Annotated in this window: 15 protein-coding genes; 8 read left to right on the top strand and 7 right to left on the bottom strand. The window is 75.4% G+C overall.

Annotated features, from left to right (window positions below; translation table 11 throughout):
• Positions 1-257: 257 nt before the first annotated feature.
• Entirely contained in the window at positions 258-992 is a 735-nt protein-coding gene (locus tag G9H72_RS00840) for a DUF3105 domain-containing protein (RefSeq protein WP_166166209.1), read from the bottom strand.
• Positions 993-1,110: 118 nt separating this feature from the next.
• Here G9H72_RS00840 and G9H72_RS00835 point away from each other — a divergent pair, with 118 nt between their 5' ends.
• Entirely contained in the window at positions 1,111-2,121 is a 1,011-nt protein-coding gene (locus tag G9H72_RS00835; protein ID WP_231126160.1) for a DNA-3-methyladenine glycosylase family protein, read from the top strand.
• A 308-nt stretch (positions 2,122-2,429) separates the two neighbouring features.
• Here the strand turns inward: G9H72_RS00835 and G9H72_RS00830 are convergent, their stop codons facing one another.
• The 3 genes from G9H72_RS00830 to G9H72_RS22720 are packed head-to-tail and all read right to left on the bottom strand — an operon-like array spanning position 2,430 to position 4,756.
• Positions 2,430-2,915, bottom strand: a complete 486-nt coding sequence (locus G9H72_RS00830) for a DUF427 domain-containing protein (RefSeq protein ID WP_166166207.1) — start codon at positions 2,913-2,915, stop codon at positions 2,430-2,432.
• A 45-nt stretch (positions 2,916-2,960) separates the two neighbouring features.
• Positions 2,961-3,578: a response regulator transcription factor gene (locus G9H72_RS00825; protein ID WP_166166205.1), complete on the bottom strand. Its 618-nt coding sequence runs from the start codon at positions 3,576-3,578 to the stop codon at positions 2,961-2,963.
• Positions 3,575-4,756, bottom strand: a complete 1,182-nt coding sequence (locus tag G9H72_RS22720; protein ID WP_166166203.1) for a sensor histidine kinase — start codon at positions 4,754-4,756, stop codon at positions 3,575-3,577. Before G9H72_RS22720 ends, G9H72_RS00825 begins: the two co-directional genes overlap by 4 nt.
• A 109-nt stretch (positions 4,757-4,865) precedes the next feature.
• On the opposite strand from G9H72_RS22720, the gene G9H72_RS00815 reads away from it, so the two are divergent.
• The 3 genes from G9H72_RS00815 to G9H72_RS00805 all read left to right on the top strand — a co-directional run bounded on the left by G9H72_RS00815 (position 4,866) and on the right by G9H72_RS00805 (position 6,981).
• Positions 4,866-5,807, top strand: a complete 942-nt coding sequence (locus tag G9H72_RS00815; RefSeq protein ID WP_166166201.1) for an ABC transporter ATP-binding protein — start codon at positions 4,866-4,868, stop codon at positions 5,805-5,807.
• Between the two features lie 25 nt (positions 5,808-5,832).
• Positions 5,833-6,573: an ABC transporter permease gene (locus G9H72_RS00810; protein WP_166166199.1), complete on the top strand. Its 741-nt coding sequence runs from the start codon at positions 5,833-5,835 to the stop codon at positions 6,571-6,573.
• Between the two features lie 126 nt (positions 6,574-6,699).
• The gene (locus G9H72_RS00805) at positions 6,700-6,981 is read left to right on the top strand and encodes a PspC domain-containing protein (RefSeq protein ID WP_231126159.1); all 282 of its coding nucleotides are present in this window, start codon (positions 6,700-6,702) and stop codon (positions 6,979-6,981) included.
• A gap of 6 nt (positions 6,982-6,987) precedes the next feature.
• On the opposite strand, the gene G9H72_RS00800 is transcribed toward G9H72_RS00805, so the two are convergent.
• The 3 genes from G9H72_RS00800 to cofD form a co-directional block, all read right to left on the bottom strand.
• On the bottom strand, positions 6,988-7,335 hold the full coding sequence (locus G9H72_RS00800; protein ID WP_166166197.1) for a helix-turn-helix domain-containing protein: 348 nt from the start codon (positions 7,333-7,335) through the stop codon (positions 6,988-6,990).
• Positions 7,336-7,476: 141 nt separating this feature from the next.
• Entirely contained in the window at positions 7,477-8,787 is a 1,311-nt protein-coding gene (locus G9H72_RS00795; protein ID WP_166166195.1) for a coenzyme F420-0:L-glutamate ligase, read from the bottom strand.
• Positions 8,784-9,773 (bottom strand): 2-phospho-L-lactate transferase, encoded by a 990-nt coding sequence (cofD, locus tag G9H72_RS00790; RefSeq protein ID WP_166166193.1) that lies wholly within the window; start codon positions 9,771-9,773, stop codon positions 8,784-8,786. The genes G9H72_RS00795 and cofD overlap by 4 nt, the downstream gene beginning before the upstream one ends.
• Before the next feature lie 450 nt (positions 9,774-10,223).
• On the opposite strand from cofD, the gene G9H72_RS22715 reads away from it, so the two are divergent.
• The 4 genes from G9H72_RS22715 (at position 10,224) to G9H72_RS00770 (ending at position 14,792) form a co-directional block, all read left to right on the top strand.
• On the top strand, positions 10,224-10,481 hold the full coding sequence (locus tag G9H72_RS22715; protein ID WP_166167641.1) for a WhiB family transcriptional regulator: 258 nt from the start codon (positions 10,224-10,226) through the stop codon (positions 10,479-10,481).
• Between the two features lie 55 nt (positions 10,482-10,536).
• Complete coding sequence (locus G9H72_RS00780) at positions 10,537-11,739, top strand: sensor histidine kinase (RefSeq protein ID WP_166166191.1); 1,203 nt, start codon at positions 10,537-10,539, stop codon at positions 11,737-11,739.
• Positions 11,736-12,422, top strand: coding sequence for a response regulator (locus G9H72_RS00775; RefSeq protein ID WP_166166189.1), 687 nt, complete (start codon positions 11,736-11,738; stop codon positions 12,420-12,422). Before G9H72_RS00780 ends, G9H72_RS00775 begins: the two co-directional genes overlap by 4 nt.
• A 153-nt stretch (positions 12,423-12,575) precedes the next feature.
• Positions 12,576-14,792, top strand: coding sequence for an MMPL family transporter (locus G9H72_RS00770; RefSeq protein ID WP_166167638.1), 2,217 nt, complete (start codon positions 12,576-12,578; stop codon positions 14,790-14,792).
• Positions 14,793-14,806 lie beyond the last annotated feature (14 nt).

The raw sequence follows: 14,806 nt of genomic DNA, 5'->3' as shown, positions 1-14,806 counted from the left end.
GAGTCGTAGTACCGAGATCGGGGCGTGGTCTCGCCCAGCTGTGCGTGGCCGTGCGACATGGCATCGCCTCCCGGCGTGCGGGTTCCGGATGCGGGCGGCTCTGCCCGCATCCGGAAGGAGCCGGGCAGGCCCGCCGCCTGATACGCCGGCTTCGCGCCGCTCTGCTGCGTTACCTGCCGCCCGCAGAACACGTCCGCCGCCCGCCCCGCAGGGGGGACGGGCGGCGGAGGGTCGCTACGACGGGGAGGGCGAGCCCGTCAGGAGGCGTTCGGCTCGGGCGCGTCGGTGCGCGGGTACTGCTTGACGAAGCTCTCGAACGCCTCGCCGGACAGCTCACCGCAGTACTGCCGGTGGCCCATCTGCTCCTCGCCACCGCCCCAGTGGCTGAACGCGACGTGCTTGCCCTCGGGGAACTCGCCGCGCGAGGTGTCCCACGGCACGACCTTGATCTTGCCGGCGGCCTCGTCCATTGCGGCGGCGCGCGTGGCCAGCCCCTCGAGCACGTCGCGCTGGTCGCTCAGCACGCTGTCGTCGTACCAGAGGATGTTGTAGCCGTGCTCGAGGTTGTGCACCAGGCGCTCGACCGGCGGCACGTCGTCGCTGGTGTAGAAGTTGCGGCCGCTGATGTCCCAGTCGACGAAGTGCTCGCCGGAGGTGGGCGGGGCGCTCGCGTACTGCACCGTGGTCTTGTCCGGCTGATCGGTGCCGGGGCCGACGTGGACCGAGCTGCCCGAGGCCGGCTCGGAGATGACCTCGTCGCACGAGGCCGACGCGGCGGCGACGCCGAAGTCGGTGAACGGCTTGGAGGCCGGGTCGTTGGCCCGCTCGCGCAGGAAGCCGAACGTGCCGACACCGACCAGCGCGAGCGCGACGACGGCCGCGATGCCGACGAAGAGCAGGGTCTTGCGCCGCTCGGCCGCACGCTGCTCGCGGCGCATAGCCTCGAGTGTCTCCTTGCGCGACTTCTCCGAGCCCCGCGTCCTGCTGCTCACTCCTGCTCCTCTCGAGCCGGCCGGGGACGGCCGGTTCGCGTTGCTGCTGTGCATCTGGACCGGGGACACCCTACGGAGAGAAAGCGCTCCCGGACGAACCTTCGACGAGGATGGGTACGTGCAGCAGGCGCTCGGGAGTTCCCAACACCCCGCGGACCAGGCCCTCCGGGTGCCCGGCCCGCGCGGGGAGGCGTCGCGCTCGTGGGCTTCGCCACACCCGGTCGACCTCGCGGTCGTGCTCGGGCCGATGCGGCGGGGGGCCGGGGACCCGGCGTGGGCCCGGACGCCCGACGGGGCGGTCTGGCGGGGGGTGCGTACCCCGGACGGCCCCGGGACGCTGCGCCTGCAGGCCCGGCCGCACGAGGCGGTGGTGGAGGCCCGGGCCTGGGGCCCGGGCGCCGGGTGGCTGATCGACAGCGTCCCCGGGCTGCTCGGCGCCGACGACGACCCGGCGGGCTTCGAGCCGCGCCACCCGCTGCTCGTCGAGGCGTACCGCCGCTGGGCCGGGTGGCGGGCGCCCCGCTCGCGCCGGGTCGTGGAGGCGCTCGTCCCCGCCGTCCTCGAGCAGAAGGTCACGAGCACGGAGGCGCGCTGGGCCTGGCGGGACCTGCTCCGGTGGTACGCCCAGCCGGCCCCCGGCCCGGCCCCCGAGGGGCTGCGGGTGCCGCTGTCGCCGGCCGAATGGCTGCGCGTGCCGTCCTGGGACTGGCACCGGGCCGGCGTGGACGGCAAGCGATCGCGGGCGGTGCTCGCGGCCTGCCGGGTCGCCGACCGGCTGGAGGCCACCGCGGACGAGGTGCCGCGCAGGGTGGGCGGGGAGATGTCGGCGGCGGAGCGCGCGCTGCGCAGCGTGGTCGGGATCGGGGTCTGGACCGCGGCCGAGACGCTGCAGCGGGCCCACGGCGACGCCGACTCGCCCTCGGTCGGCGACCTGCACGTCCCCGGGCTCGTCGGCCACGCCCTGGTCGGGCACAAGGTCGACGACGACGGGATGCTCGAGCTGCTCGCGCCGTACGCCGGGCACCGCCAGCGCGCCGTCCGCCTCGTCGAGCTGGCCGCGGCTGCGGGGCTGGTACGTGTGCCGCGCAGGGCGCCGCGCTACGCGCCGCGCGACTTCCGCCGCATGTGAGCCGGCGGCCGTTCCTCCCGTGCGTGACCGGCGGTGCGCGGCCTCGTCACGGTGCCCCCGGCCGTGCTCCGCCCCTTGCGGGCCGCTGCCGCTCCCCTCACCAGCCGAGGGGGCCGGGATGGGCGTGACCGCGCTGCCTTCCGGTTCGGCTCCCGCTGAGGGGCCGCCACCGCGGCGTCGCGGGCGCCGTGACCTCGGGCGGGCGCGGGCGCTCGTCCTGGGACACCTGCAACGCGGTGCCCTGCGTCGGCGGCGAGGCCGGTGCCGTGGCGCCGGGCGCCCCGGCGCGTGCCGTCGGGGAACCGGGGTCACCAGCCGGACGTGCCCGGCCCGCCCTTGAAGGGGCCGACCACGCGGGAGGTGATCCATCCGCCGTAGAAGCCGCCCTCCTGCGCGACGACCTGCTCCCCGTCCACCGTCACGCGGTCCATGCGGCCCGGGTAGAGCGCCACGTAGCCCCGCAGCGCGGTGTAGCGCGGGGAGGGGACCGGGTAGGTCCAGGCGGCCTGCTCCTCCCGCCGCCCGTCGCCGCCCACCACCGTCAGGTACGCCGCCTGCCCCTTGAACTCGCACCAGGACGAGCCCGCCCCCCGCACCAGCGCCCCGTGCGAGAACGCGTCGGGCGGCAGGTAGTAGGTCGGCGGATGGCTGGTCTCCAAGACACGAATCGCGCTTCGTGTGTCAGCGATGACGAGGCCGCCGAGCCGCACGACGACGTGCTCGTCGGACGGCACAGCCGCCGGGGGGCGCGGGTAGTCCCACACGGACTCGAGGCCTACTCGTCGCACGTCCACGGGCCCATCGTGCGCCGGTTCAGCGGCCCTCGCACGTCGGCACCGTCAGATCCACCCCTCGTCCCACGCCCGCCGCGCCGCCTCCGCGCGCGTGCTGACGCCGAGGGTGGTGATGGCCGAGGAGAGGTAGTTGCGCACCGTGCCGGGGGCCAGGTGCACCCGGGCCGCGATGGTGGCCACGGTGCCGCCGTCGCGGGCATGGCGCAGCACCTCGAGCTCCCGGTCGGTCAGCGGGCAGGCGTTCTCGGTGAGCGCGGACGCCGCGATCTCCGAGTCCACGTAGCGCCCGCCGGCATGGACCTCCCGCAGGATGCGGGACAGCTCCTGCGCCGGCGTCGTCTTCGGCACGAAGCCTCGGACGCCCGCCGTCAGCGCACGGCGCAGCACGGCCGGGCGGGCGTGCCGGGTGACGATCACGGTCGCCGCGTCCGTCCCCGCGGCGATGCGCATGGCCGCCTCGATCCCGTCCAGCACCGGCATCTCCAGGTCGAGCACGACGACGTCCGGCGTCAGCCGGTGAGCGAGCTCGACCGCCTCGCTGCCGTCCGACGCCTGCCCGACGACTGCGAAGTCGGGCTCGAGGGCGAGCAGGGCGGCGAGCGCTTCCCTGATCAGGACCTCGTCGTCGGCGAGGAGCAGTCGGATGCCTCCTGTGCCGCTCATGCCCGGCTCATCGGGAGACGGCCTTCGAGCCGGAAGCCGCGTTCGGGCAATGGGACGGCCTCCACGTCGCCGCCCAACGCGGCGAAACGCTCCCGGAGCCCGGCGATCCCGGTCCCGTCGCGCGTGACACGGCCTGCCGTCGGTGCCCCGTCGTCCTCGATCGCGACCACCGCGCCCTCGTGCCCGCAGTGCAGGCTCACCCGCACGCGACGGGCGCGGGCGTGCCGGAGCACGTTCGTCGTCCCCTCGCGGATCAGGTGCCCGGCGGCCCCCTGCAGCGCCGTCGGGACGAGCGTCGCGTCCCCGTCGACGACGGCGTCCACCCCGGCCGAGCGCAGCACCGCGACCGCGTTGTCGACCTCGGTCGCGAGGCCGACGCGACGGTAGTCACGCACCACCGCGCGCGTGTCGGCGAGCGTCTGCGCGGCCAGTGCCCGCACCTCGTCCGCCTCCCGTCGGGCGGCTGCGGGGTCGACCTCGATCAGCCGGCTCACCAGCTCGGCCTTGAGCGCGATGACCTGCAGGTGATGCCCCTGGACGTCGTGCAGGTCGGCGGCGAAGCGTAGCCGCTCGGCCTCCAGCTCGGCCTGGGCCGCCCGCCGCCGCGCCTCGTCCAGGGTGCGGACGGTCGACCAGTACCAGAAGCTCGACCACGTCACGCCGGCCATGAAGAGCGCCGCCAGGCCCGCCGCGAAGGGCCCGGCGGCCAGCAGGGGCCCGGGCTCGCCGCCGAGGGCCCGGTCCGGAAGCTGCCATGCGGCGAGCGCGGTGAGCGTGCCGAAGCCCGCCAGGAGAGGAAGCCGACGGCGCCGGGGCACCAGCTCGACCAGAGGGCCGACCATGGAGCCGACGATCAGCGAGCCGTACCAGCGGGGGGACTCGTCCGTGGCCGCGGGCAGCAGCCCCGCGAGCAGCGCGACGGCGGCCACCTGCGCGACGGCTGCCCGCGTAGGCGGCGGCGGCCCCGGTGGCTCGGCCAGCGCGCTGCGGGTCTGCCGCACCTGGGCCCAGGTCGCCGCGACGAGGAGGGGGAGGGCGACGGCGGCGGCGAGCGCAGACTCCCCAGCGAGCAGTGCCACCCAGACCAGTTGGACGACGAGCAGTGCCACGGCCGCGGGCCAGAGCGACCAGAGCACGAAGCGCCGGACCGCCACCAGAGGCCTGCGTACGTCGTCCACCAGGCGAACCTAACCCTGCCCGTGTCGCGCGGGCGACTGACAGATGTCACGAGGAGGCGTGACACCGGGCCACTGGTGGCCGGCGCCGGCCCGCACGACGCTGGGCCACATGACGACGACCCCGCCCGACACCGACGACGTCGTGACCGTCCGCGGCCTCATCTGTCGCTACGGCGACCACACCGCGGTCGACGGCATCGACCTGCAGGTACGCCGGGGCGAGGTGTTCGCGCTGCTCGGCACCAACGGCGCCGGCAAGACGACGACCCTCGACACGCTCGCCGGGCGGCGGCGCGCCGACGACGGGAGTGTGCGGGTGCTCGGGCTCGACCCCGGCACGCAGGCCCGCGAGCTGCGCTCGCGTACCGGAGAGGTGTTGCAGGAAAGCGGCTTCGCCGGTGACCTGACGGTCGCGGAGACCTGCCGGCTGTGGTCCTCCTTGCGCCGGACGGCCCACGGCGCGGACTGGAACGACCAGCTCGAGGTGCTGCAGCTCGCCCACCGTCGCGACGTCCCGGTGCGCCAGCTGTCCGGGGGTGAGCGCCGGCGGCTCGACCTGGCGCTGGCCACTCTGGGCGAGCCGGAGCTGCTGGTCCTGGACGAGCCGACCACCGGCCTCGACCCGACGTCCCGGCAGCACACGTGGGACGTGCTGCGCAACCTCGTCGCGTCGGGCACGACGGTCCTGCTCACCACCCACTACCTCAACGAGGCCGAGGCGCTCGCCGACCGGCTCGCGATCCTGCACCGCGGCCGCATCCAGCTGTCCGGGACCGTGGCGCAGGTGCTCGCCGCGGTGCCCTCGCAGATCTCCTTCGTGCTTCCCGCAGGGGTGTCCGCCGGGGAGCTGCCCCGGACCTCGCGTCCCCTGCCGGTGACCGCCGGCGCCGGGCCGCGGCCGGGCGTCGACACGGTCGAGCTGGGCTCCGTGGACGTCCAGGCGGACCTCTGGGCGCTCCTGTCCTGGGCCGAGGGCCGTCAGCTGCCCCTCGCCCGGCTGCAGGCGCGGAGCGCGTCGCTGGACGACGTGTTCCGATCAGTGGACGCCTGAACCCACGATTGCTGAAGGAGAAGTCATGAACCTGCACCATGTGCTGGCACTCTCGCGCTCGGAGGCTCTGCTCGTGTGGCGCAACCGTGCCGTGCTGCTGACGGCGACGGCGCTGCCGCTCGCCCTCGGGGGCCTCATGGCCCTGCAAGGACTGCCCGAGGACGGCGCACTCGGCGGCTGGGCGTCCGTCATCACGCTCCAGCTCGAGTTCGTCCTGTTGTTCGCGGTCTACCAGACCGCGACCTCCACGCTCGTGGCCCGGCGGCAGGACCGGCAGCTGTCGCGGTTGCGGACCTCGGACGCGAGCGACGGCGAGATCCTCGCCGGGCTGCTGGCGCCCGTCGTGCTGCTCGGCCTGCTGCTCGTCGCCGCGCTCCTCGCGGTGACCTTCGCGATCCAGGTCCCCCTGCCCGTCGCCCCCGCCCTGCTCGTCGCCGCCGCGGTCACCGCCGCCGCGCTGTGCGTGGCCGCCGCCGTCCTGACCAGTGCGTACACCCGGACGGCGGAGTCCGCGCAGTGGGTGACGATGCCGTTCTACGTGGTGTTCCTCGGCGGCGCCTTCTGGGTGCTCACGGTCGACCCGGACGACCTGCAGGTCTGGCACCGGCTCGTGCCCGGGGGCGCGACGGCGGAGCTGGTGCAGCGCGCGATGACCGGCGCGGGCAGCCTCGCCGACGCGGTGCCGGCCGTCGTCGGGACCTGCCTGCTGGCGTACCTGGCCGCCTGGGCCGCTCGGCGCGCGTTCCGCTGGGACGCCCGCACCTGACCCGCATCTCCTGCTTCCGGGCTCTCCGTCCGGGAGGTCCCGGACCCGCTCCTCGGGGCAGGGTCAGGGGCTTGCCAGGGGCGTTCCCCGATGCGCCGCAGCCGGCTCCCCGGGCATGGTCGACGCATGCAGACGACGACCGACGACCTGAGGAACACGATGACGCGCATCCACGACCGGCTCCGCCGCGAAGGCTTCGTCCGTGCGGACAGCGGGCGCCTGCTGGCCGGTGTGTGCGCCGGGCTGGGACGCCGGGTCGGCCTGGGCCCGTGGCAGGCACGGCTGGTGTTCGTCCTCGCGCTGCTGCTGGTGCCCGGCAGCCAGCTGCTGGTCTACCCGCTGCTCTGGGCGCTGCTGCCCGACGAGCGCCTGCCCCGCGGCTACGTGGGGCCGGTGGCGGCCCGCTGAGGGACGTCAGGCGGCGCGCAGCGAGGCCTGCCCCGTGCCGGCCGGCGCGGGGACAGCCGGCGCGGGGACGGCGTGCGGGCGCAACGTGTGCACCGGTGTGCCGGTGCCCGCGGCCTGCAGCTCGAGCACCCGCACCTGCCCGTGCACCTCGCCGAGCAGGTCCGACAGGCTGAGGCCGAGCGCCCCGCACACGGCGGCCACCACCTCCGACGACGGCTCCTTGCGGCCGCGCTCGATCTCGGACAGGTAGCCGATCGACACGTCGGCCGCCGCGGACACGTCGCGCAGCGTCTTGCCCTGCTCCTGGCGGGCACGCCGCAGCGTGGCCCCGAGCAGCCGGCGCAGCAGGATCATCAGGGCCTCCGGGTGGCTCGGCAGCTGGAGCCTCCCAGCATGGCATTCCGGCCGCCGGCCCGCCCGCCGCGACCTCCTGCGCGGTGGCGCCGGGTGATGACCGGGCCGGCGGTGCACCCAGGTGAACGTGGGCTCCCAGGGTCAGCGCACCACGCAGAAGTCGCCGGGGTCGCGCGGCGCCCGCTCGGGAGGCAGCGCGGCGGCGTGCCCCACGGCGACGCTGCCCAGCGGCTCCCAGCCGGCGGGCAGCCCGAGCTCGGCGCGGACGACGTGCGGGCAGAACAGCGTGGAGGACACCCACGCCGAGGCGAGGCCCTCGGCCGCCAGCGCGACGAGCAGGGCCTGGACCCCGGCCCCGCCCGACAGCAGGAACATCTCGCGCTCAGCCGCGGCCCGTCGGGCGTCGGGATAGGCGTGCGCGCCGTCAGTGACCAGGCAGGGCACGACGAGGTACGGCGCCCGGCGCAGCACGTCGCCGCGGCGCACCCGGCGCTCGATCTCGTCGGCCGAGCGGCCGTCGGCTCGCAGGTCCTCCACCCAGGCGTCGCGCATCGCGTCGAGCAGCCGCACCCGCGCGGGCGCGCTCTCGAGCAGGACGTAGCGCCACGGCGTCGTGTGGTGCGGGGCGGGAGCGGTCAGGGCCGACGCGACCGCCCGCCGGACGGCCGCCGGGTCGACGGGCTCCGGGGTGAAGCTGCGGACGGTGCGCCGGGCCGGCACCGCCTCCCGTCGGCCCTGCGCGATCGCCTCCCGGGTGCCCAGCCGGAAGAGGTCGCCCGCGGACGGGCGGACCAGCGCCCGCGCGCCGGGGCCGTCGTCGTCGAGCAGGCCCGGGGCGCCGCGCACGATCGCCGCCGGCACCCCCGCGGACTTTCCCTTCACCAGCTCGGCGGCGGACGCGAGCTCGTCGATGAGCGCGATGACCGTCGCGTCCAGCACACGGCCACCGGCGTCCGGCGTGCCACGCAGGTCGAGCGCGGGGAGCACCCCCGCCGCCCCGACGGCCAGGTCCACCTGACCCTCGCGCCATGTGCGGCCGGCCGTGTCGCTGACCACGACCCCGAGCCGGCGCAGCCCCCGCCGCGCCCGGAGCGCCGCGCGCAGGGCCCGCGCGGAGGCGTCCGGGTCCTCCGGCAGCAGCAGGACGGCCCCCGCGTCGACGTTGCTCGCGTCGACGCCGGCCGCCGCCATCACCAGGCCGTGCCGGGTCTCGACGATCCGCGTCTCCCCGCGCGACGCGACCACCCGCACGGTCTCCGCGGCCACCGCCTCGGCCCGGGACAGGCCCTGACGCAGCCGGCCCTCCGCCTTGGCGACGACCTTGCTGGACACGACGAGCACGTCGTCCTCGGCCAGCTCGGGAAGGCGCGCGTCGAGGAGGGCAGCGAGGTCGTCGCCCGCGCGCACCTCGGGCAGCCCGGTGACCGGGAGGACGCGCAGGCCCTCGGTCAACGCTCGACCAGCTGCGCCAGTGCCAGCGCCTGCCGGGCGATCTCCGCCGTGGCGGCGACGTCGGTCATGAGCAGCGGGACGGCGCGGCACGCGATGCCGGCGGCCGCCACCTGCTCCACGTCCGCAGCGTCCGAGGTGTCCACCAGCCAGCCGTCGAGCAGCTGCGGGCCGTACGCCAGCCCCACCCCGGCCGCCGTCACCTCGACCCCGATCGCCGGCAGCAGCTTGTCGGCCATCCCGCGGACGACGCGCCCGCCGACGATGGGGGAGACGCCGACGACGGGGGCCAGGCTCTCCCGGATCGCGTCCCGGATGCCCGGCACGGACAGGACGCTGCCGATCGACACGACGGGGTTGCTCGGCGGCAGCAGGACGACGTCGGCCTCGGCTATCGCCTCGAGCACCCCGGGCGCGGGCGAGGCCGCCTCGGCGCCCACCGACACGACCCCCTCGACCGCGGGCTCGGCCCGCCAGCGCACCCAGTACTCCTGGAAGTGCACCAGCCGGGACGTCGCCTCCCCGGGCGGGGTGAGCCGGACGTGGGTCTCGACCGGCTGGTCGCTCATCGGGAGCAGCCGCACGCCCCGCTCGGGCAGGCCCCACCGGGACGCGAGGACGGCGGTGGCCTCCGACAGCGTCGCCCCGCCGGCGAGCAGGGACGTGCGGGTCAGGTGCGTGGCCAGGTCACGGTCGCCGAGGCCGAACCAGCTGGGGAGGACGGCGTACGCGGACAGCTCCTCCTTGACCGTGAACGTCTCGCCGAGCCGGCCCCAGCCGCGTTCGTCGTCGATCCCGCCGCCCAGCGTGTAGAGCACGGTGTCGATGTCGGGGCACACCCGCAGCCCCCACATCGTGAGGTCGTCCCCGGTGTTGCCGATCACCGTGACGGTCGAGCCGGGCGACCCCGCGGGCCCGGCCAGCGCCGCCAGCAGGCCGCGCACGAAGCGAGCGCCGCCGGTACCGCCGGCCGGGACAACGATGCGCACCGGCCCATCCTCGTCCACCCCCGTGGCAGGCCCGGCAGAGGGTGCCGGAGGGGGGTGCTCCCGGTCACTACCACCCCCGGGCTTGACGGGAAGGCAGCGACGCGCGTGTAATTTCAGGCGTGTCATTCCGGCGGCCTGATCGGCTCCGGAGGCGCTGAGGCCGGGGCCACCCCTCCGGCGGGTCGAGTCAGTGATCGTCCGGGAAGTTCGCCCGGCCCACCGGGCCGGGCGTCAGGCAGACGTACGGGAGGCGCAATGCACGAGATCGACGGGGCCCTGGGCGCCGGGCGGGTCGAGGACGTGTCGCGCGGCGTCTCGCTCGCGACTTCGCCGGCGCACCGCGTGCCCGGGCTCGACAGCGGGCTCGACAGCGGGCTCGACAGCGGGTTGGAGGACGCGCTCGACGGTGTGCTCGACAGCCGGCTGGAGGAGCTCTCCGCCGCCGACCCGCTGCGCCTGGTGGAGCTGACCGCCGAGGAGCAGGACGAGGAGCTCCGGTGGCAGGAGCGCGCGCTCTGCGCGCAGACCGACCCGGAGGCGTTCTTCCCGGAGAAGGGCGGCAGCACCCGCGAGGCGAAGAAGGTCTGCCTGGGCTGTGAGGTCCGCGTCGAGTGCCTGGAGTACGCCCTCGCGCACGACGAGCGCTTCGGCATCTGGGGCGGGCTGTCCGAGCGCGAGCGGCGCAAGCTGCGCCGGCAGGCCGTCTGACCCGGCCCCCGGCCGTCGGGGGCTGAGCCCTCCCGGCCCGCCTATCGTGGGCGCCATGCGCCTCCTCGCCGCGGTGAAGCCGTGGCTGCGCGCACACCCGCTGGCCGCCGACGCCCTGCTCGCCTGGCATGTGCTCGTGCTGGCGCTGCTGGTCCCGGCCGACAAGCCCGGCCGGATCGCCCCGCCGGACGCCGAGACCACGGCCCTGATCGTGCTCGGCTGCGTGCTCCTGGTCTTCCGGCGACGGCGCCCGGTGCACGTCTGGGCCGCGACCGTGCTGGTGGGCGCCGTCGGCGTCGGGCACTCGGCCGGCGCCACCACCGCGACGTTCCCGACGGCCGTGGCTCTCTACACCCTGGCCACCCGGTGGCCCCGCCGGCAGGCCGTTCGCTTCGCGCTCACGACGGCGGTGGCCACCGTCTGCGGGCTCATGGTCTCCGACCCGTCGAACTGGCAGAGCCCCACGACGTACGGCGCCTTCACCTGGAGCGCGCTGTCCACCGCCATCGGGCTGGCGGTGCAGAGCAGCCGCGCGGTGCTCGCCGCGGCCGAGGAGCGCGCACAGCGGGCCGAGCAGACCCGCGAGCAGGAGGCCCAGCGCCGGGTGGCCGAGGAGCGGCTGCGCATCGCACGCGAGCTGCACGACGTGGTGGCACACCACGTCTCGGTCGTGAACGTCCAGTCCGGCGTCGCGCTGCACCTGCTCGACAGCGACCCCGAGCAGGCGCGCGACGCCGTGACCCACGTACGCCGGGCGAGCGGGCAGGTCCTCGACGAGATGGCGCACCTGCTCGGCGTGCTGCGGACCAACGAGGACGGCGCCCCGGTCGCGCCCGCGCCCCGCTTCGAGCGGGTCGGCGAGCTGGTCGAGTCCATGGGCCGGGCGGGGCTGCGCGTCAGCTGCGAGGTGGTGGGCGCGGCGCGTCCGCTGCCACCGCTGCTCGACCTCACGGCGTACCGGATAGTCCAGGAGGCGCTCACGAATGCCTCGAAGCACGGCAGTGGAAGTGCCGAATTGGAGATCAGATATAAGGCGGACGTGCTGGTACTGCTCGTCACCAGCCCCCTGCGGGCGGACGGCTCCGTGGGCACGGGTGGGCGCGCGGGCCACGGGCTCGTCGGGATGCGCGAGCGGGTCGACGCGCTCGGCGGCGGTCTGACCGCCGGCCCGCGCGGCAGCCGCTGGCTGCTGCGCGCCGAGCTGCCGCTCGCCGCCGCGGCCGACGGCGCGTCGGTGCCGGCCGGGGCGGGGCGATGACGATCCGGGTGGTGCTCGCCGACGACCAGGCCCTCATCCGAGCGGGGTTCGCCGCCCTCGTCGGCAGCGCACCGGACATGGAGGTCGTCGGCCAGGCCGCGGACGGCGGGGAGGCGGTGCGCCAGGTGCGCGAGCTGCGGCCCGACGTCGTGCTGCTCGACATCCGGATGCCCGGGACCGACGGGCTGACGGCCTGCGAGCAGATCACGGCCGATCCTCAGCTCTGCGCCGTCCGCGTCGTCGTGCTGACGACGTTCGAGTCCGACGAGTACGTGCTGGCCGCGCTGCGCAGCGGCGCGAGCGGCTTCCTGGGCAAGGGCGTCGAGCCGGTCGACCTGCTCGACGCCGTACGCGTCGTCGCCGCCGGTGACGCGCTGCTCTCGCCGCGGGCGACCGCCAGCCTCATCGCCCGCTTCCTCGCCCAGCCGCAGGAGGCCGCGCCGCAGGTGGTCGCCCCCGAGCTGGCCTCGCTCACCGAGCGCGAGCGCGAGGTGGTCGTGCTCGTGGCACTGGGCCTCGGCAACGATGACATCGCGGCCCGGCTCACGGTCTCCCCGCTCACCGCGAAGACCCACGTCAACCGCGCCATGACGAAGCTCGGCGCGCGGGACCGCGCGCAGCTGGTCGTCATGGCGTACCAGTCCGGGCTCGTGCGCGCCGGCGAGCCCCTGCCGAGGTCGTAGCCGGAGGCCGGGCGTACTGCAGCTGCAGTAGGCGGGATCGCCGTCTCGCGGACGACGACGGGACGCCGCCGCACGGCGATGCTGGTCGAGGCTCGGCAGCCCCGTCGCGACCTGCGCGACGTGCCGTCCGCTTCGACCTCGGGAAAGGCGTACATGGCGCGCTATCTGTATCGGCTGGGGCGGCTCGCCTTCCGCCGCAAGAAGTCCTTCGTGGGCGCGTGGGTCCTGCTGCTCGTCGTGCTCAGCGGGCTCGCCGGGGCGTTCTCCCGCAACTCCGACGCGCAGCTGACCATCCCGGGCGTGGAGTCCGTCACCGCCATGGAGCTGCTGCAGGAGCGCTTCCCGGACGGCGGCGCCGGTGGTGCGGAGGCGCGCGTCGTCCTCGCCGCCCCGCAGGGGGAGCGGGTGACCGACCCCGCCGTGCGGGCGCAGGTCACCGCGGTGCTCGACGCCGCCGCCTCCGCCCAGCAGGTCGTCGCGGTCACCGACCCCTACCAGGCGCAGGCCGTGTCGCAGGACGGCCGCGTGGCCTACGCGACCGTCACGTACGGCGTGCAGCCCGACGAGATCACCGACACGGCCCGCGAGCAGCTGCTGGCCACGGCGGAGCCGGCCCGGTCCGAGGGGCTCGAGGTGGAGTTCGGCGGCGAGGCCACCCAGGCCGTGCCCGGGCAGAGCGCCGCCGAGGCCATCGGAGTGCTGGTCGCGCTGCTCGTGCTGGCCGTGACGTTCGGCTCGCTGCTCGCCGCGGGCCTGCCGCTGCTCACCGCGCTCCTCGGCGTCGCCGTCGGCATGGCCGGGACGTTCGCCCTGTCCGCCGTCGTCGACCTGACGAGCACCGCCCCGACGCTGGGGCTGATGATCGGCCTGGCCGTCGGCATCGACTACGCGCTCTTCATCGCCAGCCGGCACAAGCAGCAGCTCGCCGAGGGCATGTCACCGGAGGAGTCGACCGGCCGGGCGGTCGGCACCGCCGGCAGCGCCGTCGTGTTCGCCGGTGCCACGGTCATGATCGCGCTGGCCGGGCTCTCCGTCGTCGGGATCCCCTTCCTGTCCACCATGGGCCTCGTCGCGGCGGCCATGGTCGGCGTCGCCGTCCTCGTCTCGCTCACCCTCGTGCCCGCCATGCTCGGCTTCGCCGGTGCGGGCTTCAACCGCTGGCCCGTCCCCGGCCTGCGCAAGCGGCAGGCACGGCTGGAGACGCGCGACGGCTTCGGCACGCGCTGGGCGCGCGGCATCACCCGACGTCCGCTTCCGGTGTTGCTGGCCTCGGTCATCGGGCTCGGTGTCGTCGCGGTGCCCGCGCTGGACCTGCGGCTGGGCATGGGCGACGAGGGCAACCTCGCCGCCGAGACCACCCAGCGCAAGGCGTACGACCTGCTCTCGGAGGGGTTCGGCCCCGGCTTCAACGGGCCGCTGACCGTCGTCGTGGACGCGGCCTCGGCCCCCGACCCACGGGCTGCCGTCGCGCAGGCCGTCACGACCGTTCGCGAGCTCCCCGACGTGGTGAACGTGACCGACGGGGTCTTCAACGCGGCGGGCACGACTGCCATCGTGACGGTCATCCCGAACGGTGGGCCGTCCGAGCAGTCCACCAACGACCTCGTCGAGGCGATCCGGGACGACCGGCCGGCCCTCGAGCGGGCGACCGGGGCCGAGGTCTACGTCACGGGCAACACCGCGATCGGCATCGACGTGTCGGCCAAGCTGCTCGGCGCCCTGCCGGTCTTCCTCGCCGTCGTCGTCGGCCTCGCCCTGCTGCTGCTCGCCGTCGCCTTCCGCTCCGTGCTGGTGCCGCTCAAGGCGACGCTCGGCTTCCTGCTGAGCCTCGCCTCGACGTTCGGCGCGCTGGTCGCGGTGTTCCAGTGGGGCTGGCTGGCCGAGCCGATCGGCGTCCAGCAGACCGGCCCGATCCTGAGCTTCCTGCCGATCCTGCTCATCGGGCTGCTCTTCGGCCTCGCCATGGACTACGAGGTCTTCCTGGTGAGCCGGATGCGCGAGGACCACGTGCACGGGGCCGCACCGGACGAGTCGGTGGTCGGGGGCTTCCGCCACGGGGCGCGGGTCGTGACCGCTGCAGCCCTGATCATGGCTTCGGTCTTCGCCGGCTTCGTCTTCGGCCACGACGCGACCATCAAGAGCATCGGCTTCGCGCTGGCGTTCGGGGTCGCCGTCGATGCCTTCGTCGTCCGCATGACCATCGTGCCCGCCGTGATGGCGCTGCTCGGCACGCGGGCGTGGTGGCTGCCGCGCTGGCTCGACCGGTTGCTGCCGAACGTCGACATCGAGGGCGCCGGCTTGGAGCGGCACGGCCTCAGGCAGGCGGCCGAGCGGGACGACCCGCGCGACGAGGAGCTCGTGCTGCGGTGAGCGGGCGGCGAAGG

Source organism: Motilibacter aurantiacus, assembly GCF_011250645.1.
Lineage (GTDB): Bacteria > Actinomycetota > Actinomycetes > Motilibacterales > Motilibacteraceae > Motilibacter_A > Motilibacter_A aurantiacus.
This window is presented reverse-complemented; position numbering and strand designations above follow the sequence as displayed.